14 protein-coding genes are annotated in these 18,187 nt (G+C 65.0%); 9 read left to right on the top strand and 5 right to left on the bottom strand.

Translation table 11 applies throughout. From position 1 onward, the window contains the following. The first annotated feature begins 15 nt into the window (after positions 1-15). The 4 genes from aqpZ (at position 16) to ACLFKU_RS03355 (ending at position 7,237) form a co-directional block, all read left to right on the top strand. The gene (aqpZ, locus tag ACLFKU_RS03370) at positions 16-762 is read left to right on the top strand and encodes an aquaporin Z (RefSeq protein WP_368584459.1); all 747 of its coding nucleotides are present in this window, start codon (positions 16-18) and stop codon (positions 760-762) included. 167 nt (positions 763-929) lie between these two features. Next, positions 930-5,342 carry an ATP-binding protein gene (locus ACLFKU_RS03365; RefSeq protein WP_410848266.1) on the top strand — a complete coding sequence of 1,471 codons (4,413 nt, stop codon included), beginning with the start codon at positions 930-932 and terminating at the stop codon, positions 5,340-5,342. Between the two features lie 360 nt (positions 5,343-5,702). Continuing rightward, a complete protein-coding gene (locus tag ACLFKU_RS03360) occupies positions 5,703-6,137 on the top strand; it encodes a CHRD domain-containing protein (protein ID WP_368584463.1) in 435 nt (144 codons plus the stop codon). A gap of 131 nt (positions 6,138-6,268) precedes the next feature. Further along, complete coding sequence (locus tag ACLFKU_RS03355) at positions 6,269-7,237, top strand: alpha/beta hydrolase (RefSeq protein ID WP_410848165.1); 969 nt, start codon at positions 6,269-6,271, stop codon at positions 7,235-7,237. Here the strand turns inward: ACLFKU_RS03355 and ACLFKU_RS03350 are convergent. Then, entirely contained in the window at positions 7,204-8,043 is an 840-nt protein-coding gene (locus ACLFKU_RS03350; RefSeq protein WP_410848164.1) for an EcsC family protein, read from the bottom strand. The genes ACLFKU_RS03355 and ACLFKU_RS03350 overlap by 34 nt on opposite strands. Positions 8,044-8,180: 137 nt before the next feature. On the opposite strand from ACLFKU_RS03350, the gene ACLFKU_RS03345 reads away from it, so the two are divergent. Both ACLFKU_RS03345 and ACLFKU_RS03340 read left to right on the top strand, forming a co-directional pair. Further along, positions 8,181-9,776: an MDR family MFS transporter gene (locus tag ACLFKU_RS03345; protein WP_410848163.1), complete on the top strand. Its 1,596-nt coding sequence runs from the start codon at positions 8,181-8,183 to the stop codon at positions 9,774-9,776. A 31-nt stretch (positions 9,777-9,807) separates the two neighbouring features. Next, entirely contained in the window at positions 9,808-10,311 is a 504-nt protein-coding gene (locus ACLFKU_RS03340; RefSeq protein WP_176125033.1) for a MarR family winged helix-turn-helix transcriptional regulator, read from the top strand. A 112-nt stretch (positions 10,312-10,423) separates the two neighbouring features. On the opposite strand, the gene ACLFKU_RS03335 is transcribed toward ACLFKU_RS03340, so the two are convergent. Next, a complete protein-coding gene (locus ACLFKU_RS03335; protein ID WP_368584469.1) occupies positions 10,424-11,701 on the bottom strand; it encodes an amino acid deaminase in 1,278 nt (425 codons plus the stop codon). A gap of 155 nt (positions 11,702-11,856) precedes the next feature. Here ACLFKU_RS03335 and ACLFKU_RS03330 point away from each other — a divergent pair, with 155 nt between their 5' ends. From ACLFKU_RS03330 to ACLFKU_RS03320, 3 genes are all read left to right on the top strand, one after another. Continuing rightward, positions 11,857-12,747, top strand: a complete 891-nt coding sequence (locus tag ACLFKU_RS03330; RefSeq protein ID WP_368584470.1) for a MurR/RpiR family transcriptional regulator — start codon at positions 11,857-11,859, stop codon at positions 12,745-12,747. A 3-nt stretch (positions 12,748-12,750) separates the two neighbouring features. Continuing rightward, positions 12,751-14,232 carry an N-acyl-D-amino-acid deacylase family protein gene (locus tag ACLFKU_RS03325; protein ID WP_368584471.1) on the top strand — a complete coding sequence of 494 codons (1,482 nt, stop codon included), beginning with the start codon at positions 12,751-12,753 and terminating at the stop codon, positions 14,230-14,232. Between the two features lie 72 nt (positions 14,233-14,304). Next, on the top strand, positions 14,305-14,691 hold the full coding sequence (locus tag ACLFKU_RS03320; protein WP_008923846.1) for a RidA family protein: 387 nt from the start codon (positions 14,305-14,307) through the stop codon (positions 14,689-14,691). Positions 14,692-14,777: 86 nt separating this feature from the next. Here ACLFKU_RS03320 and queF read toward each other — a convergent pair whose 3' ends face one another. The 3 genes from queF to ilvA are packed head-to-tail and all read right to left on the bottom strand — an operon-like array spanning position 14,778 to position 18,072. Further along, positions 14,778-15,602, bottom strand: a complete 825-nt coding sequence (gene queF / locus ACLFKU_RS03315; protein WP_410848162.1) for an NADPH-dependent 7-cyano-7-deazaguanine reductase QueF — start codon at positions 15,600-15,602, stop codon at positions 14,778-14,780. Further along, a complete protein-coding gene (locus tag ACLFKU_RS03310; RefSeq protein WP_368584473.1) occupies positions 15,599-16,504 on the bottom strand; it encodes a 5'-nucleotidase in 906 nt (301 codons plus the stop codon). The genes queF and ACLFKU_RS03310 overlap by 4 nt, the downstream gene beginning before the upstream one ends. A gap of 23 nt (positions 16,505-16,527) precedes the next feature. Continuing rightward, positions 16,528-18,072 carry a threonine ammonia-lyase, biosynthetic gene (gene ilvA, locus ACLFKU_RS03305; RefSeq protein WP_410848265.1) on the bottom strand — a complete coding sequence of 515 codons (1,545 nt, stop codon included), beginning with the start codon at positions 18,070-18,072 and terminating at the stop codon, positions 16,528-16,530. Positions 18,073-18,187: the final 115 nt, after the last annotated feature.

Here is an 18,187-nt window from a genome sequence, read left to right as displayed (position 1 = left end):
ACGGATGGGGTAGAGATGGTGGCACTAGGCAAGCGATTATGGAGCGAGGGTGTGGGTACGGCATGGCTCGTGTTCGTCGGCTGCGGCAGTACGGTGTTGGACACCACGGGCATATTGCAGGCTAGTAGCGCGTTGCAGATGTCGTTGGCGTTCGGGCTTGCGCTCGCTACTGGCAGCTATGCGTTCGGCAAGATCTCCGGCGCGCATTTCAATCCTGCTGTCACCATCGGCTTGACCGTCGCGCAGCGCTTTCCCGTGCGTGATCTGTTGCCCTATATCTCCGTGCAAATCGGCGGCGCAATAGTCGCCGCGGCGCTTCTCGCTTACCTCGCTAGTGGCCGGCCAGGTTTCGAACTCGCCGCGAGCGAATTCGCGGCGAACGGCTTCGGTGCTCATTCGCCCGCCGACTATCCGTTGCATTCGGCGCTCGTCGTGGAAGTCGTGCTGTCGTTCGTGTTTGTCGGGACCTGCCTGCTGGTCGTCGTTCGAAAAGAGTTGGCAACGGTTGCGCCGTTCATCACCGGCGCATGTCTGATGCTCGTCTACCTGGTGTCGATTCCGGTCACCAATGGAGCGGTCAATCCGGCCCGCTCGACAGCGCAGGCAGTGTTCGTCGGCAACTGGGCGCTGGACCAGCTGTGGCTGTTCTGGGCAGCGCCGTTGGCCGGCGCAATTGCGGCTGGCGTCCTGTTTTCGTTTCTGCACGGTCGAGTTGATTCGTCCGCGGTGTCATTGGTGGACGGACAGGGTGACGTTTCGTGAGCGGGGGACGCTACTCATCACTTCCGATCGATGCGAGTTCTCAATGCGAGGTGCCGCTGACGTTGGGGCTGCGGCGTTTGTTGCGGTGTCTTTGGCAGCGCTCGCCGCGGCACTCAATGATGCGCTGGCTGGTGTTATCTCTGCTGGCGGCTACGCATGCGGTCTGCATGGCCGCGCCTGCCGGCGCTGCGTCAGAGTCAACCGTCATCTCCACAGTGCGAGCCGATGTCTCCGCGTCGTCACCCAATGCATTTCCTTCCAGACTGACCGTGGGCATACTCGAAGGTGGCTGGCCGCCGTTCGACATCCAGCGGGGTGGCCAGCTCGCCGGCGTCAGCGGCGACCTGTTGCGCGCGCTCCTGGAGCCGAACGTCGTCATCGAGACGAAGAGCTTTCCCGACATGGCCAAACTGGTCGCCGCGGCTTGCGCCGGCGAGGTCGACCTGCTGACGAGCATAGCGCGCACGCCGGAGCGCGAGCGCTGCCTCGGCTTTACGGCGCCCTACTTCCACTCGTTCGCGTCGGCTGTCGTGCGTCGCGACGACGCCCGGCATCTGAAGCCCACTGATCTCGCCGGCGCGCGTATCGCGATCGAGCGCGGTTTTGCGCGTGAGCGTTTGTTGCGCGCCGGTTTTCCGCGCGCGAAGATCGTCTCGTTCGCGAGCACGCACGAAGCGCTGAACGCGCTATTGCATGGCGATGCCGACGTCTATTTCGGCTTCACACCGGTCGTTCAATACGAACTGGCGACCGACGCGTATCGCAATCTGCGCGTAGCGTTCGAGCAAGGCGGCAAAGCGCTCGACCTGCGCTTTGCGGTATCGCCCCGGCAGCTTGCCTTGCGCGATCAACTGAACCGCGCGCTGGTGTCGATGAATCCCGCCGAAGCCGCTGCGATACGCGCGCTCTGGCTGTCCGGCAACTTCAACGCGGCGCCCGCGACGGGTGCCCCACGCTTCGCGCTAACGCCGGAAGAGAAGAACTGGCTGCGTTCGCTGCCGCCGTTGCAGATCGGCTTCGACGACGATTGGGCGCCGTTCAGCTATGTTGACGCCGCGGGTCGCCCCGTCGGTCTGACCGCCGATTACCTCGCATACCTGAGCAGCACGCTCGGTGTCGTGTTCAACCGCGCACGCACGGCCGACTGGGCAGCCACCATCGACGCATTCCAGCGCGGCGACATCGCGATGCTGTCCTCCACATCGAGTCGCGGTGCGCTTCTCGTGGGCGCCGACCGTAGCCGCGTGTACGAGAGCGATCCTCTGGTGATCGTCGGACGCACCGGCGTGCCGCCTCCATGCTGGTTCGACGACATCACGTCGTGCCGCGTCGTGATGTCGCCGCACGTAGCCGGTTCGGTGCCCCTCGCGTTGGAGGCGGTGCCGGTCGATCACATCGTCGTCGCGGCGAGCCTGGGCGAGGCGATGCGCATGGTCGCGAGTGGCGAGGCCGACGTGCTGGTCGGCAACGCTGCCGCGATCAACGTGCAACTCCGGCAGCGCTACGCCGGCGCACTCAGGGTGCTCGACTCGCTCGGTGAATCCGACTCGTTGTATTTTGCTGTGCGCGAGGATTTGAGCCCGCTCGTCAAGCTGATCGATCGCGCGTTGCAGGCGATGCCGGCAGCCGAAAAGCAACGCATCCGGCGCAAGTGGGTGAGCCCCGCCGCGCCGGACAACGCGATGTGGAGCGTGACTGCGGTGCGGCTGCTGCCGGTGCTGATCGGCATCGGCGTGGTGCTGCTGGTGACGCTGCGCGCGTACGTGCTGCTGCAACGCGAAGTCCGGCTGCGCAAGCAGACCGAGCGCGAACTCGCGCTGCAATTGAACTTCCAGGAAACGATGATGAAGACGGTGCCGTATCCGCTCATCGCGAAAGGCCTGGACGGACGGTACATCGCGATCAACGAGGCATACGAGAAGGCGTGCGGGCTGCAGCGCAAGGACGTGCTCGGGCGCACAACGGCCGAGGTCGGCACATGGGGCGAGGCCAATAGCCGTGTGCTCGACGACATGACACACGAGCTCCTGCGCGGCGGCGGCATCGCCAAAGTCGAACTGCAGTTCGAGGACGGTGCTGGCGAGTCGCGGCATGGCATTTTTTGGACGAGCGTCTGCGAAGGCGGCGATGGGCAGCCGGCATACGTACTCGGCACGATGGTCGACATCACCGACATCCGGCGCGCCGAGATGCGCGCGCGCGAAACCGAACGGCGTCTGTTCGACGTCACGCGCTCGTTGCCGGCCGTCGTGTTCCAGATGCGGCGCTCGCCGGAAGGTGCGTATTCCTTCCCGTACATCGGCGGCGACGCGCGACATCTGCTCGGCGACAGCGATTCGCAGGGCGGGGCGCGAGTCGACTTTCAGCGCATATCGGAGCTGGATCGGCCAATCGTTCTTGCCGAGCTCGAGCGTTCCGCGATCTGTACCTCTGCGGTGCATATTGAGTTCCGTGTCGAAAGCGCCGGTCAACTGAAGTGGGTGCGGGCCGAGCTGGTGCCGCAGCGCGAAGCCGATGGCGGCGTCGTTTGGAGCGGCTATTGGGTCGACGCGAGCGTCGAGCGCGCGCGTTCTGAGGAACTCGCCAGAGCGCGCGATGTGGCCGAGGCGGCCTCGCGCGCGAAGGACAACTTCTTCGCGATGATGAGCCACGAAATCCGCACCCCGATGAACGGCGTGCTCGGTCTCGTCGAAGTGCTCGAGCGCACGCCGCTCAGTACCGATCAGAGCGAAATGCTCGGCATGATCCACGAGTCGGCGGGCGCGCTGCTGCAGATTCTCGATGATTTGCTCGACTATTCGAAGATCGAGGCGGGTCGGCTCACGCTCGAAGCCGAGCCGATCGATCTCCGTGAGCTCGTCGATAACGCGGTCGGCCTGCTCGCCGGGCGCGCCCACGAAAAGGGGCTGAAAGTGCGCGTCGACATCGCGAGCGACGCCGCTGCGACGCTCCGTGGCGACAGCGTGCGTCTGCGCCAGATCCTGTTCAACCTGCTCGGCAATGCAATCAAGTTCACGCCGAAGGGCGAGGTGGGTGTCAGCGTAGCGGTCGTCGAAGACCGCGCGGGTTCGCAGACGCTGGAGCTGACCGTTCGGGACACCGGCATCGGCATCGCGCCGGATGTGCAGGCGGGGCTGTTCGAGCCGTTCGTGCAGGCCGAGTCGTCCACCACGCGGCGCTTCGGCGGCACAGGCCTCGGGCTGACGATCTGTCGCAAGCTGATCGACCTGATGAACGGCACGCTCACGCTGCACAGCGAACCCGGCCGCGGCACGAGCATGATCGTGCGGCTGACGATGCCGATCGTCGAACAGCGTTATTCGATCAATGGTCTGCACGGCAAGCTCGGCGTAGTGATCACGCGAGATCGACGCATCGGCCGGGCTCTCGCACACTTCGGCGAGGCGCTGGGGCTCGAACTGCACAGCCTCTCGGGCGATGCGGCGACGCTTGCCAAAAGCGACGTACTGAGCTGCGCGGATCTGCTGTTCGTCGGCGAGGACGTCACGTTGCCGACACATATCGGCACAAATGCGTGCATCGTCACGCTGACCGAAAAACCGAAGCCAACGGGTTACCGCATCCTCGACGACAAGGTGCGCGTCAGCATCAATCCGATTTCGTGGCGCGGCCTCGGCGCCGCTTGTGCGGCCGCGATGACGGAGCTGCCGTCGATCGCCCGGATGGCATCGAGCGTGGTAGGCGCGCCGTTCACGACCGATGGCATCGCGCCGCCGCCCGATCGCGAACGCGCGCTCGCGATCGGGCGGCTGATTCTTGTCGCGGAAGATCATCCAGTCAATCAGGAGTTGATCCGTCATCAGCTCGCCCTGCTGGGGTTCGCGTGCGACGTCACCAACGACGGCGCCGAAGCGCTCACCGCGCTAGAGCGCACGAGCTATGGCTGCCTGATTACGGACTGCCACATGCCGAACCTGTCCGGCTATGAACTGACCCGTCGTATCCGCGAAGCGGAGGCACTGCACGGCGGCGCGCGGCGTCTGCCGATACTCGGCATCACGGCCAATACCGCGCCCGACGACCTGAGTCTGTGCCGCGAAGTCGGCATGGACGACAGTCTCATCAAGCCGACCCGGCTCGCCACGTTGCGCGACCACCTGAGCCGCTGGTTTGGCACTGAGGTCGAGTGGCACCCCGCCCCGGCGGAAACAACCGATCGCGTTTCGACCGCGTCGGCCGGCGAGCCGCAGGCCACCCAACGTGTCGGTGCCGAACCGTTCGTGCCCGTCGACCTCGCGCGCATGACGCAGTTATGGGGAAGCGAGTCGACGGTCAAGGCGTTGCTAGATTCATTCGTCTCGTCGATGCGCGACGACATCGACGCGCTGGCGACGTTACTCGAACGCGCGGACATGGGGCGGGTGCACGAGTGGCTGCACCGGGTGATGGGGGCGGCGAGCGTGCTGCAGTATCCGCCGCTCCTAAAGGCGCTCGAAGCCTATCGCCGCGTCATTGTCGCGAAGTCGCCGGAGCAGTTGCGTAACGAGGGGCATGCGCTAATTCGACAATGCGAGGCAATACTCGATGGCATCGAACAGCAGGCCGCATTGCTCGCGTAGCGAGCGGCGCGCCGTAGACTCGCGCAAATACACGGGCGGTTCAATCGGCCGCAACCAAAATCAGGACGAAAAAAAACGCGGCCGAAGCCGCGTTAAAGATTTGGAGACGTCCTTCGATGAAGGAGTCACTTCTCGCGAGTCGAAGCATACCAGGAATAACGTGATTTATTCATTACAAATCGCGCAATTAACTTTTTGATCAAATCGATTAAACGATTTCGCGCTACGTTTTTTTCTCAATGCTGCCCCGGGCAAACCACCATCCCAGCCTCACCGGCTTCAAATGATTTGCACTAGTATGTGGATGCTCCGCACGGCCGACACAATGCCGCCGCGGCGCGTCAATGTCCGGAGAAGACCATGATTTCGCAGCGAAAATTGAATCTGGCAGTACTGCTGTGCGCGCTTGCATCGAGCGCTGCATTTGCGGATACGGTTGCGCTGAAGGCGAATCTCCAGCCGTCGAGCGAAGTGCCGCCGCGTGTGAGTCACGGGCATGGCATGCTGAATGCGAGCTTCGACACGTCCACTCAATCGCTGCAGTGGACTGTTACTTACGAGGGCTTGAGCGGTCCGGTCACCGCCGCGCATTTCCACGGTCCCGCGCCGGTCGGCCAGAATGCGAAGGTCCAGGTGCCCATCGAGAAGAATGGGCTCGCGAGTCCGATCAAAGGCACGGTGAAGCTGACCGAGCAGCAGGTCATGGATCTGATGGCGGGGCAGTGGTACTTCAATGTTCATACCGCGCAGAATCCGACGGGCGAAATTCGCGGACAGGTGTTGCCGGCGAACTAGGCATGGACCTCGCGTTGGCCCGGCGCGCGTGCCGCGGCCACGATCACCGTCACGCGATTGGAACCCGCCAAACCAACGGCCCCTGCCAACCCACGTACCATGACGGGACTTCAACGAAGGAGCATGTCCCGATGAGCTGGCAAAGCGCGCTCGCGTGCTGGTATTTGCGCAGGCAGTTCCGGCCCGAAACCCTCAAACCGTTTATCAACGTCGAACGGGCGCGCGCGCTGACGTCGAGGCGCGTGTGGTCGCCACGCGTGCCGCGCGGCTGGCATCTGCGCGAAACGTACGGCGCAGGCAACGCGCCGCTCGTCGGCGAATGGCTGGAGCGCGTGGACGGCGGCACGGCCGGCGGCGCGGAGCCTACGGTGCTGTATTGCCATGGCGGCGGTTACTACTTCTGCTCGCCGCGCACGCATCGGTCGCTGACGTTCGCTCTCGCGACCCGCGCCGACGCGCGGCTTTTCTCCCTCGACTACCGCCTCGCCCCCGAGCATCGCTTCCCAGCGGCGCTCGACGACGCCACCGCCGCCTATCGACAGTTGCTCGCGATGGGCATCGCACCCAGCTCGATCGTGATCGCCGGCGACTCGGCCGGCGGCGGTCTCGCGCTCGCCACGCTGGTCGCGCTGCGCGACGCGGGTGCGCCGATGCCCGCGGGCGGTCTGCTGTTCTCGCCGTGGACCGATCTGGCGACCACCGGCGCGAGCCTGCGCACCAACGACAGCGTCGATCCGATGTTTTGCGGCGCCTCGATCGAGCGCGCGGCCAAGGTCTATCTGGGCGATGCGCCGCCCACCCATCCGTACGCGTCGCCGGTCTACGCGGACCTGCACGGTCTGCCGCCGCTGTTCCTGCAGGCGGGCAGCACCGAAGTGCTGCTCGACGACACGCGCCGCGTCGCCGACAACGCGCACGCGGCAGGCGTCGATTGCGAATGCGAGGTGTGGAACAAGCTGCCGCACGTGTGGCCGCTGTTCGCGCCGTTCATGCCGGAGGCGAACCGCGCGCTCGATCGCGCGGCCGCCTTCGTGCGACGCGCGACGAGCCGCGCCGCGAACAGGGCTCACGCGTCGAGTGTGATGTCGAGCGTCCGATAGACGGCTTCGATCGTTTGCTGGCCGTATTGCCGCTCGAGCCGCCGCACGGTGAAGTGCCCGTGCGCGACCTGCTGGAAGTGATCGATAAACACGGTATTGACCATCGCGCCGAGCACGGCGCCGATCGCCGGAATCGATTTGGCCGCGATCTGCTCGCTGACCTGCACCGAAAAGCGCGCGGCGATCGCGTTGATGAGCCGCAGCAGCGCCGCCGAGCCGTGGGCCGTGAAGCCCTTGCTGGCCACCTCGGACGACGCCTTCGACACCGCCTGCGCGAGCGCGCCGCGCATGAAGAAGTAGCCGAGGTCGGCGTCGTCGTCCTCGCTCGAGGCGCCGCCCATGCCGAGCACGGTCAGGCATTGCAGCTGTGTGTCGACCGAGGTCAGGTCCTCGCCCTCGCTGCGCGCGATGTCGCAGATGGATCGAAACATCAGCGTGGTCGTGACGGGCAGTTCGACCGGCAGCGCGAGCAATCCAAACGCGCCGCCAGCCGCGCCGGTCGTCGCGACCGCGAACTTGTGCAGCAGGTTGTTCGGCTTGTCCGGCGCGAGCAGCCTGGCGTCGTCGCGCCGGCCGAGCGTGCGCAGCGCGATCGACAGACATTTGCGCAACGCGGCCTGCGTCGCATCGGACACTTTTTCGTTGGCGAACACCGGAATGCGCGACAGCAGCTTTTCGATCGGCGCGCCGACGACGCTGGCGAGCTTCATCGCGAGCGCGGGGCTTTCGAGCTGGTGTTTGGCGCGCCGCAGCGCGGCGAGGTCTTGCTCCGATAAGGATGGTGCTGCGAGCGAACTCGGCTGCATGAGCCTCCCTGGCATGTCATGGCGTGGGTACTGCAAGTGAGTCTACCGCGTTGCAAGGCGTGTTCCGTCCCGCGCGGAGCGGTGCAGCGTGGTATGATTTTCAATCTTTTGACACGTCAACTTTTGCTCCATCAAAAATGGCTGTCCATACCGCCGCCCACCATTCGAGTGGGCAAGTCTTACCGTTCCGCGAATCCCTGCTGGCCATGCTCGGCATCTCGTTCGTCACGATGCTGGTCGCGCTCGACCAGACCGTGGTCGGCACCGCGCTGCCCACCATCGTGTCCGAACTGCGGGGCTTCGAGCTGTACGCATGGGTCGCCACCTCGTATCTGCTGAGCTCGGTGATCACCGTGCCGATCTTCGGCCGGCTCGGCGATTACTACGGGCGCAAGCCGTTCGTGATCGCATCGATCGTCGTGTTTACCAGCGCCTCGGTGTTGTGCGGCGCCGCCAACGACATGCTGTTTCTCGTGCTCGCCCGCGGCTTGCAGGGCATTGGCGGCGGCATGCTGGTCGGCACCGCGTTCGCGTGCATTCCCGATCTGTTCCCCGATTCCGTCGTGCGGTTGCGCTGGCAGGTGCTGATGAGTTCGGCGTTCGGCATCGCGAATGCGGTCGGGCCTTCGCTTGGCGGTTTTCTGACGCAGTACTACGGCTGGCGTTCGGTGTTCTATGTGAATCTGCCGGTCGGGCTGCTGTCGCTGTTTTTCGTCTGGCGTTTCCTGCCGCATCTGCGGCACGTCGAGCATGAAGGCAAGATGCGGCTCGATTGGCCCGGCGCGCTGTTGATCGCGATCGCGCTCGGCTCGCTGCAACTGTTCGTCGAGTTGCTGCCGAAGCACGGCATCACGCTGAGCGCGTTCGCGCTGCTCGGGCTGAGCGTCGCGTCGGCCATCGCGCTGTGGAAATGGGAAAAGCGCTGCCCGACCGCCATCCTGCCAGTCGACATGTTCCGCAACCGTAGCCTCGCCGCGCTGTTCACGCTGGCCGTGCTCGGCGGCTTCACGATGTTCTCGCTGTTGTTCTACGCACCGCTGCTGTTCCAGGGCGGCTTCGGCATGTCGCCGAAAGAAGCGGGCCTCGTGATCACGCCGCTCGTCGTGTTCATCACGATCGGCAGTATCACGAACGGGCGCGTCGTGTCGCGGATCAAGAATCCGAACCTGATGCTGTACATCGGCTTTGCGATGCTCGCGCTGTCATGCCTCGGCATCGTCGTCGCGACCCGATCGATGCAGCAATGGGTACTGATGTCGTTCATGGTCGTCGGCGGCCTCGGGCTCGGTTTCGTGATGCCGAATCTGACGATTTTCGCGCAGCAGTCCGCGGGCCGCGAACACCTCGGCATCGCGACCGCGCTGCTGCAGTCGCTGCGGATGATCGGCGGCATGATCGGCACCGCGCTGACCGGCACCCTCGTGACCCACATGTACAAGAGCGGCGTGCGCAGTGCGCTCGAAGGCGCGGGCGCTTCGCACTGGTTCGGCGATCTCGGCGATCCGCAGATCCTGATCAACCGCGATGCGCAGACCACGCTCGTCGATCAGCTGACGCACGCGGGCCACAACGGCGCGATGCTGCTCGAAAGCGCGCGCGAGTCGCTGGTCGGCGCGATTCATCTTGGTCTCGCGATGGCCGCGCTGATCGCCGTCGTGTCGGTGTGGCAAAGCCGCCGCGTGCCGCCGGTCAAGCTCCAGCGCAAGCTCGAGCCGGTGATTCACGCAGACTGATTTTTTGGACTTGGTGTTGGACAGGCAGATTATGGAAGAACAGGACCGCGTCGCCGTCATGCAGCAATTTGGTCGCACGTATCGGGCCTTCATGTCGGCATTCGAGACCCAGGTGGGTCATCCGCTGCCACGCTGGCGCATTCTGCTCGCGCTGCACGAGCAGGCCGGCGAGTCGTCGCAGAAGCGGCTCGTCGAGCGGCTGCGCGTCGATCCGGGCGCGCTGACGCGGCAGTTGAAGGCGCTCGAAAGCCTGGGCTGGATCGCGCGCAGCATGGACGCGCGCGATAACCGCGTGACCAACGTGCGCCTGACCGAGGCGGGTCGCGACGCGACCGAAGCGAGCCTGCCGCGTCGCCAGGCGTTCTTGCACGACACGATGGCCGGGTTGCCGGATGAGGCGCTCGCGGCGTTGTCGAGCGCGCTGAAAATGCTGGAGACGCGCATCGGCGAAGTGGCGGCCAATGCGAGCGCAGCGGCCGGCGCCGCTGGAGCAGCCCAGGAAACCGCCGGCGACGAGGCGGCACAGCGCGTGTGATTTCTTCTCCGCGTGCGACGACAAAAAAAGGCTGTGCGCCCTTGGGCTCACAGCCTTTTTTCTATCGTCGAAAAGCCCGCGCTTCAGCGCGGCGCAATCCACTCCAATCCAATCAGAAAAACGTCTCGATCACTTCCTTCACGCGATACTGTGGATCGACCAGCAGCACCTGCTTCCACTTGTCGAACGTCAGGCACGGATGCGAGATGTCGAACGCGATCATGTCGCCCACTTTCAGATCGGCGCCCGGGGGAATGCGCAGATACGCGTGCTGATCCATCAGACCGAAGATTTCCCAGCCCTCGCTCGCTGCGATGTCGCGCGGCGCTTGCTGGCCCGGACGATAGTGGCGCGCCGGCTCCGGCATGCCCGCGTCGAACGCGGAGTCGCGTTTGCCGAGGCCGATGATCGCGCGATCCGGCTCGGGAATCGACTGCACGTACGCCCACAATTGCAGCGCCGGCAGCAAGCCTTCGCCCATTTTCTTCGCGACCGGATTGCGCTTGAAGATGTCGGTCTGCGCCTTGCGATAGATGCCGACGTCATGCGTCAGGTAGCAGCCGGGCCGCAGCACGACCTCGACCTTGCCGGTTTGCGTCGCCTGCGCGAACTCTTCGGCGACCACGTCGTACCACGCCGATCCCGCGCCCGATAGCACCGCCGGCGAGCGCGCGAAACGCCCCTGCTCGACGAGCTCGCGCGTGACCGCAACCGCGCCTTGCAGGAACGCGCGCACCTCGGGTTCTTCCTTCAGCACGCCCTCGTACAGTTCGACGCCCGCGAGCTTCAGCACGTCCGGATAGCGCGCGATCGCGTCCAGCACCGCGTTGCGCTGCGCTTCATCGCGCACGCCGGTGCGCCCGCCCGGCACGCCGAGTTCGAGTAGCACCTGCAGCGGCTTCTTCACCGAGGTAAAGAATTCGCCGAGTTGCTCGACACCTTCGGCCGAATCGACGAGGCAGAAGAATTCGAAATCCGGATCGCTGAGCAACTCGGCGATCATCATCATGTTGTGGCGGCCGACCAGCTGATTCGCCATCAGGACGCGCGACACACCGCCGTGATACGCCGCGCGCACCTGATGAGCGGTGGCGAGCGTGATGCCCCACGCGCCGGTTTCGAGCTGACGGCGAAACAGTTGCGGCGCCATCGTGGTCTTACCGTGCGGCGCGAGCTTGACGCCGTATTCGGCGACGAACGCCTGCATCCACTTCAGGTTGTGCTCGACGCGGTCCTCGTACAGCACGGCGGCCGGCAGGCTGACGTCCTCGGCAAGCAGGTTCCACTCGAGGCGCGCAGCGTCCTTCAGCTGGACGCTCGTGCCCGGAACCATGCCCAAGCCCTTGCTATAAGGATCAATCGTCGCGCCCTGATAGTTTGTAACTTTCATGTCTCCGTGCTCCATCGTCCGGTTAAATTGAATCAAATTTGACTTTACCATGTTACCGAAAGTACGATGTCCGGAGAAATGTTATTTAGTACCACGGGTTTCGAAGGCCGCCGGAAAGGGGCGCGAAAGCCGTGCCGCGAACCCCATCGCCCGCCATGAACAGTAGCGCCGAACCGCTCGCTTTCGACATCGTCGCGCGCATCGCCGAATGCGCGCCGGAGTTGCGCTCGGCCGAACGCAAGGTCGCCGCGCTGATTCTCGACGATCTGACCGGCGCGTCGCGCGCGAGCATCGGCGCCCTCGCGCAGCAGGCCGAGGTCAGCATCGCGACCGTCACGCGTTTCGCGAAGGCGGTCGGCTGCCGCGACGTGCGCGAGCTGAAGCTGCGGCTCGCGCAGGCGGCCGCGGTCGGTCAGCGTTTTCTCGAGCGCGACGCAGCAAGTGACGCACCCGAGCCGATCGCCACGCGCGTGTTCGACGAACTGCAAACCGCGCTCGCGCACAATCACCAACTGCTGCGCCAGGCGCCGCTCGCCGAAGCGGCGGCCGCGCTGCGCAATGCGCGCATGACCTACGTGTTCGGCATGGGCGGCGGTTCGACCGCGCTCGCCGACGAAATGCGTTTCAGGCTCGTGCGCCTCGGCCGCCCGGTCGCGACCTATCAGGACGGGCTGTTGCAGCGCATGGTCGCGAGCACGGTGTCGCGCGACTGCGTGGTGATCGCGCTGTCCACCACGGGGCGCGTGCCGGAGATGGTCGAGAACTGCAAGATCGCGCGCAGCTATGGCGCGACGGTGGTCGCGGTGACCGCGCCCGCGTCGCCGCTGGCGAAGCTCGCCGACTGGCTGATCCCGATCGTCGCGTTCGAAACCGACTTCATTTACAAGCCGTCGTCATCCCGTTACGCGATGATGATGGCGCTTGATGTGCTCGTCACCGAACTTGCCGTCAGCCAGGGCGACGAGAGCCGCGAATTGCTGCGCCGCATGAAGCACGCGCTCGACGCGCACCGCGGCGGCGGCGATCGACAACCGTTAGGAGATTGATCCATGCATTCGCATCCCGAAGCCGCCGACACGCTGATCGTCGGCGCGCAACTGTATGACGGCACGGGCGCACCGCCCGTCGAGCGCGATGTGGCGATCCGCGACGGGCGCATCGCCGCGATCGGCAATCTGTCGAACTGGCTTGCCGAAGAGGTGATCGAGGCCGAGGGGCGCGCGCTCGCGCCGGGCTTCATCGACGTGCACACGCACGACGACACACACGTGATCCGCTCGCCGCAAATGCTGCCGAAGATCACCCAAGGGGTGACGACGGTGATCGTCGGCAATTGCGGCATCAGCGCGTCGCCGGTGTCGCTGAAGGGCGATCCGCCCGATCCGATGAACCTGCTCGGCGAGCGCGATGCGTTCCAGTATCCGACCTTCGCCGACTACGTGAGCGCGGTGAACGCCGCGCGGCCGGCGGTGAACGTCGGCGCGCTGATCGGCCACACGGCGTTGCGCAATAACCAGATGGACCGGCTCGATCGCGCGGCGACCGCCGAGGAAATCGAGCGCATGTGCGCGCAGCTCGAGGAAGCGCTCGCGCACGGCGCGCTGGGTCTCAGCTCGGGGCTCGCATACGGCTCGGCATTCGCCGCGCCGACCGAGGAAGTGATGGCGCTCGCCGAGCCGCTCGCGGCCGCGGGCGCGCTGTACACGACCCACATGCGCACCGAGTTCGACGCGATTCTCGACGCGATGGACGAGGCCTACCGCGTCGGCCGTCATGCGCGCGTGCCGGTCGTGATCTCGCATCTGAAGTGCGCGGGGCCGTCGAACTGGGGGCGCAGCGTCGAGGTGCTGAAATCGCTCGAAGGCGCGCGCGGCGGGCAGCCGGTCGGTTGCGACTGCTATCCGTACAACCGCAGTTCGTCGACGCTCGATCTGAAGCAGGTGACGGGCGACATCGACATCACGATCACGTGGTCCGAGCCGCATCCCGAGATGGCGGGCAAGCTGATCAAGGACGTCGCCGCCGAATGGGGCGTGTCGCAGCAGGAAGCGGGCAAGCGCCTGCAGCCGGCGGGCGCGGTCTATCACAACATGTCCGAAGACGACGTGCGGCGCATCCTGTCGCATCCGGCGACGATGGTCGGCTCGGACGGCTTGCCGAACGATCCGCTGCCGCATCCGCGGCTGTGGGGCGCGTTTCCGCGCGTGCTCGGCCACTATGCGCGCGATGCCGCGCTGCTGCCGCTCGAGGAAGCGGTGCGCAAGATGACGAGCCTGTCCGCGCGCCGCTTCGGTCTCGCGCAGCGCGGCGAAGTGCATATCGGCTATCACGCCGACCTCGTGCTGTTCGATCCGGCGAAAGTGCACGACGTGGCGACCTTCGACAAGCCGCAGCAGCCCGCTGCCGGCATCGACGCGGTGTGGGTCAACGGCGTGCTGTCGTATCGCGACGGCGCGGTGACGGGCGAGCGGGCCGGCCGGTTCGTCACGCGCGGTGCGCCGTCGAAGGGCGATGCTCAGGGCGCGTTCTGATTTTTATCGATTGATGGTGGCACGCGCGGCGAGGGCGCCGCGTACGTGCCCGACTTTTTGAGGAGTGTGACGATGAAGCGATATGGCGTGGAAGGCGGAAAGGGAACGGGCGGTCAGGTAATGCCGTTCGCGCGCGCGGTCGAAGCGGACGGCTGGCTGTTCGTGTCGGGCCAGACGCCGATGGAAAACGGCGAAGTGATCAACGGCGGCATCGTCGAGCAATCGCACAAAGCGATCCAGAACGTGTTCGCGATCCTGAAGGAAGCGGGCTACGGCGCCGAGCACGTCGTGCGTTGCGGCGTGTGGCTCGACGATCCGCGCGACTTCGCGTCGTTCAACAAGGTGTTTCGCGAGTATTTTGGCGAGAATCCGCCGGCGCGCGCGTGCGTGGTGTCGTCGATGGTGATCGACTGCAAGGTCGAGGTGGATTGCGTCGCTTACAAGAAGCCGGCGGCCTGAGCGCTTTGACGGCTTCGATGTGATGAGGGCGCCGCAGGCTGTGATGGCCTGCGGCGCCCTCGTTGCGTTTGCCGCGGTGCTTACCGTTACTGCCGCGCAAGCCGCATGTTGTCCGGCATCGGCAGGTTGTAGTTGGTGCGGAACGGGTTGATGTCGAGCCCGCCGCGGCGCGTGTAGCGCGCATAGACCGCGAGCTTCAGCGGTTTGCACATCTTCATGATGTCGACGAAGATCCGCTCGACGCATTGCTCGTGAAAGCCGGTGTGATTACGGTACGAGATGATGTAGCGCAACAGACCCGCGTGATCGATCTGCGGCCCGGCATAGTGGATCTGCACGCTGCCCCAGTCCGGCTGGCCGGTCACCGGGCAGTTCGACTTCAGCAGGTTAGAGAACAGCGTTTCCTCGACCGGCGCCTCGCCGTGCGCCGCGCTCAGGAGCGACGCATCCGGCTGATAGACGCTCGCCTCGAGTTCGAGCCGATCGAGCGACAGGCCGCCGAATTCTTCCATTTTCAGCTTGCCGAATTCGTGCGGCGTGTACAGATGCACCGACACGGTCGCGCCGCACGACGCGGACACGTCGCGCCTGATCGTGTCGCGCACGGCCTCGGTCGATTCGAAGGCGGTCTGCGCGAACGAGCCCAGGTACAGCTTGAACGATTTCGATTCGACGATGTTCGGCGAGTCGGCCGGTACGAAGAACGTGGCGACCGCGATTTGCGGTTTGCCGCGCGCGTTGAGCCACGACAGCTCGTAGGCGTTCCAGATGTCGGTGCCGAAAAACGGCAGTCGCGCGGTAATGCCGATCGTCTCGCGCGCATGGCTGCGCGCAATCGGAAACAGCAGCGTCGGATCGTATTGTTCGGTGTAAGTCGAGGACTTGCCGAGCGGAGATTGTTCGGGTGTCATGATGCGTTCACGATGCCACTCAGCACGTGCCCGGTCGCCGTTACGACGCGGGCCGATTCGCAGTGGCCGATCTGGTCGTCGAAGAAAAAGTCGGGCTCGAACTCGCGCAAAAATGCGCTTTTATCGAGGCCGCCGAGGAACATCGCTTCGTCGATTTCGATGTTCCACGCCATCAGGGTGCGGATCGCGCGCTCATGCGCGGGGGCCGAGCGTGCTGTTACCAGTGCCGTGCGAATGCGCATCGGCGCGGCCGCGTCCGCGAGTTTTTGCAACCGGTGCAGTGCTTCGAGCAGCGGCTTGAGCGGTCCGTCCGCGAGCGGCAGATGCTTGTTGTCGATCTCGTGACCGACGAACGCACGCAGGCCGTCCTTCTGGAAGATGCGCTCCGCTTCGTCGGAAAACAAGACCGCGTCGCCGTCGAACGCAATGCGGATTTCGTCCGGGTACTTGCTCGCCATTTTCGCCGATTCCGGCAACACGCGTGCGGCAGGGAACCCAGCGGCGAGTGCATCGCGCACGTCCTGCTGATTCGCCGACAGAAACAGCGACGCGCTCAGCGGCTTCAGATAACCGAACGGTGCGCGGCCGCGCGTGAACACGCCGCGCTCGATCGCGAGCCCGTGTTCGCGGCACGAATGAAACGCGCGCAGGCCGCTGATCGGATCGCTGCGCGACAGGATCACCACTTCGACGCGATGACCGCCGGCGGCGTTCAGCGCGAGCAGCTTGCGGATCAAAGGAAAGGCGACGCCCGGTTTCGCGGGCACGTTCAGGCGCTCGCGCTGCAACGCTTCGTAGGCCTTCAGGTCGCCGGCCTCGTAGACGCGGTTCTCTTCCTCGAAGTCGAACAGCGCGCGCGACGAGATTGCGACCACCAGTTTGTCGACAAGCGAAAGCGCCATCGGTGAGTTCCGGTCCGAAGAGATCAAGCGAGGAAGAGGCGATAGACCGGGTTTTTCGTTTCTTCCCAGCACGGATAGCCGAGCGTTTCGATGAAGCGCTCGAACGCTGCATGGTCGCTCTCGGGCACCTGAATGCCGACCAAGATCGAGCTGTAGTCCGCACCCTGGTTGCGATAGTGGAACAGGCTGATGTTCCAGTTCGGCGCCATCGACGACAGGAATTTCATCAACGCACCCGGACGCTCGGGAAACTCGAAGCGGAACAGACGCTCGTCGCGTGCGAGCGGCGAACGGCCGCCAACCATATAGCGGATGTGCTGCTTCGACAGTTCGTCGAAGGTCAGATCGACCGTGGCGAAGCCGTGCGCTTCGAATGCGCCGGCGATCTGCGCCGGTTCGCTGCGATTGCGGATCTGCACGCCGACGAAGATATGCGCGGAGTTCGCGTCGGCGATCCGGTAGTTGAATTCGGTGACGCTGCGCGTGCCGACCAGCTCGCAGAAGCGCCTGAAGCTGCCGCGCTCTTCGGGGATCGTCACCGCGAAAACGGCTTCACGTGCTTCGCCCACTTCCGCGCGTTCGGCGACGAAGCGCATGCGGTCGAAGTTCATGTTCGCGCCCGACGTGATCGCGATCAGCGTCTGGTTCTCGATGCCTTCCCGTTCGGCGTACTGCTTCGCGCCCGCCACCGCCAATGAACCTGCCGGTTCGAGCACGCTGCGCGTGTCCTGGAACACGTCCTTGATCGCCGCGCACAGCGCATCGGTGTTCACGAGCAGCACTTCGTCGAGATATTCGCTGCACAGACGGAAGGTTTCCTCGCCGACGAGCTTCACCGCGGTGCCGTCGGAGAACAGGCCCACTTCGTTCAGCGTCACGCGCTCGCCCGCCTTCAGCGAGGCGGCCATCGCGCACGAATCATCGGTCTGCACGCCGATCACCCTGATCTCCGGGCGCACCGATTTCACGTATGCCGCGACACCGGCCGCGAGCCCGCCGCCGCCGATCGGCACGAAGATCGCGTGAATCGGCCCCTGGTGCTGGCTCAAAATTTCCATCGCGACGGTGCCCTGGCCGGCGATCACGTACGGATCATCGAACGGATGCACGAAGGTCAGGCCGCGTTCTTCCTGCAGCTTGACCGCGTGACCATAGGCATCGCTATACGATTCGCCGAACTGCACGACCTCGACGGTCGGCCCGCCGTGCGTGCGGATCGCGTCGACCTTGACCTGCGGCGTCGTCACCGGCACGACGATGATCGCTTTCACGCCCATGCGTGCGGCCGACAACGCGACGCCCTGCGCATGATTGCCCGCCGATGCGGTGATCACGCCGCGACTGAGCGCTTCGGCCGGAATATGCGCCATCTTGTTGTACGCGCCGCGCAGCTTGAACGAGAACACCGGCTGGTTGTCCTCGCGCTTCAGATAGACCGGATTGCGCAGCCGTGCCGACAGGTTCGGCGCGCGTTCGAGTTCGGTCTCGCGCGCCACGTCGTAGACGCGCGCGGTCAGGGTCTTTTTCAGGTAGTCGTGGGAAGCCATGCGGGTCGCGCGGTGCGCTATGTGAGACGGGAAAACGTCAATGATAGCGCCAACGGTGCCCGCTCTGGCCGTTCCGCGCGCGGCGGGGAGGGGTGGCACGCCCTTGGTGGGGCCGTTTCGGCACTGCAAAGCGAAG

It is taken from the genome of Paraburkholderia sp. EG304, from assembly GCF_046543485.1.
In the GTDB taxonomy this organism is placed as follows: domain Bacteria; phylum Pseudomonadota; class Gammaproteobacteria; order Burkholderiales; family Burkholderiaceae; genus Paraburkholderia; species Paraburkholderia youngii.
The sequence above is the reverse complement of the archived record's forward strand: the minus strand, read 5'-3'. Positions and strand labels throughout refer to the sequence as shown.

Bases quoted from the DNA above. Each gene is read 5' to 3' on its own strand.
- aqpZ (WP_368584459.1), top strand. From the start codon at position 16: ATGGTGGCACTAGGCAAGCGATTATGGAGCGAGGGTGTGGGTACGGCA.
- ACLFKU_RS03340 (WP_176125033.1), top strand. From the start codon at position 9,808: ATGGAAGAACAGGACCGCGTCGCCGTCATGCAGCAATTTGGTCGCACG.
- ACLFKU_RS03365 (WP_410848266.1), top strand. From the start codon at position 930: ATGGCCGCGCCTGCCGGCGCTGCGTCAGAGTCAACCGTCATCTCCACA.
- ACLFKU_RS03350 (WP_410848164.1), bottom strand. From the start codon at position 8,043: ATGCAGCCGAGTTCGCTCGCAGCACCATCCTTATCGGAGCAAGACCTC.
- ACLFKU_RS03310 (WP_368584473.1), bottom strand. From the start codon at position 16,504: ATGGCGCTTTCGCTTGTCGACAAACTGGTGGTCGCAATCTCGTCGCGC.
- ACLFKU_RS03320 (WP_008923846.1), top strand. From the start codon at position 14,305: ATGAAGCGATATGGCGTGGAAGGCGGAAAGGGAACGGGCGGTCAGGTA.
- ACLFKU_RS03335 (WP_368584469.1), bottom strand. From the start codon at position 11,701: ATGAAAGTTACAAACTATCAGGGCGCGACGATTGATCCTTATAGCAAG.
- ACLFKU_RS03325 (WP_368584471.1), top strand. From the start codon at position 12,751: ATGCATTCGCATCCCGAAGCCGCCGACACGCTGATCGTCGGCGCGCAA.
- ACLFKU_RS03355 (WP_410848165.1), top strand. From the start codon at position 6,269: ATGAGCTGGCAAAGCGCGCTCGCGTGCTGGTATTTGCGCAGGCAGTTC.
- ACLFKU_RS03360 (WP_368584463.1), top strand. From the start codon at position 5,703: ATGATTTCGCAGCGAAAATTGAATCTGGCAGTACTGCTGTGCGCGCTT.
- ACLFKU_RS03330 (WP_368584470.1), top strand. From the start codon at position 11,857: ATGAACAGTAGCGCCGAACCGCTCGCTTTCGACATCGTCGCGCGCATC.
- queF (WP_410848162.1), bottom strand. From the start codon at position 15,602: ATGACACCCGAACAATCTCCGCTCGGCAAGTCCTCGACTTACACCGAA.
- ACLFKU_RS03345 (WP_410848163.1), top strand. From the start codon at position 8,181: ATGGCTGTCCATACCGCCGCCCACCATTCGAGTGGGCAAGTCTTACCG.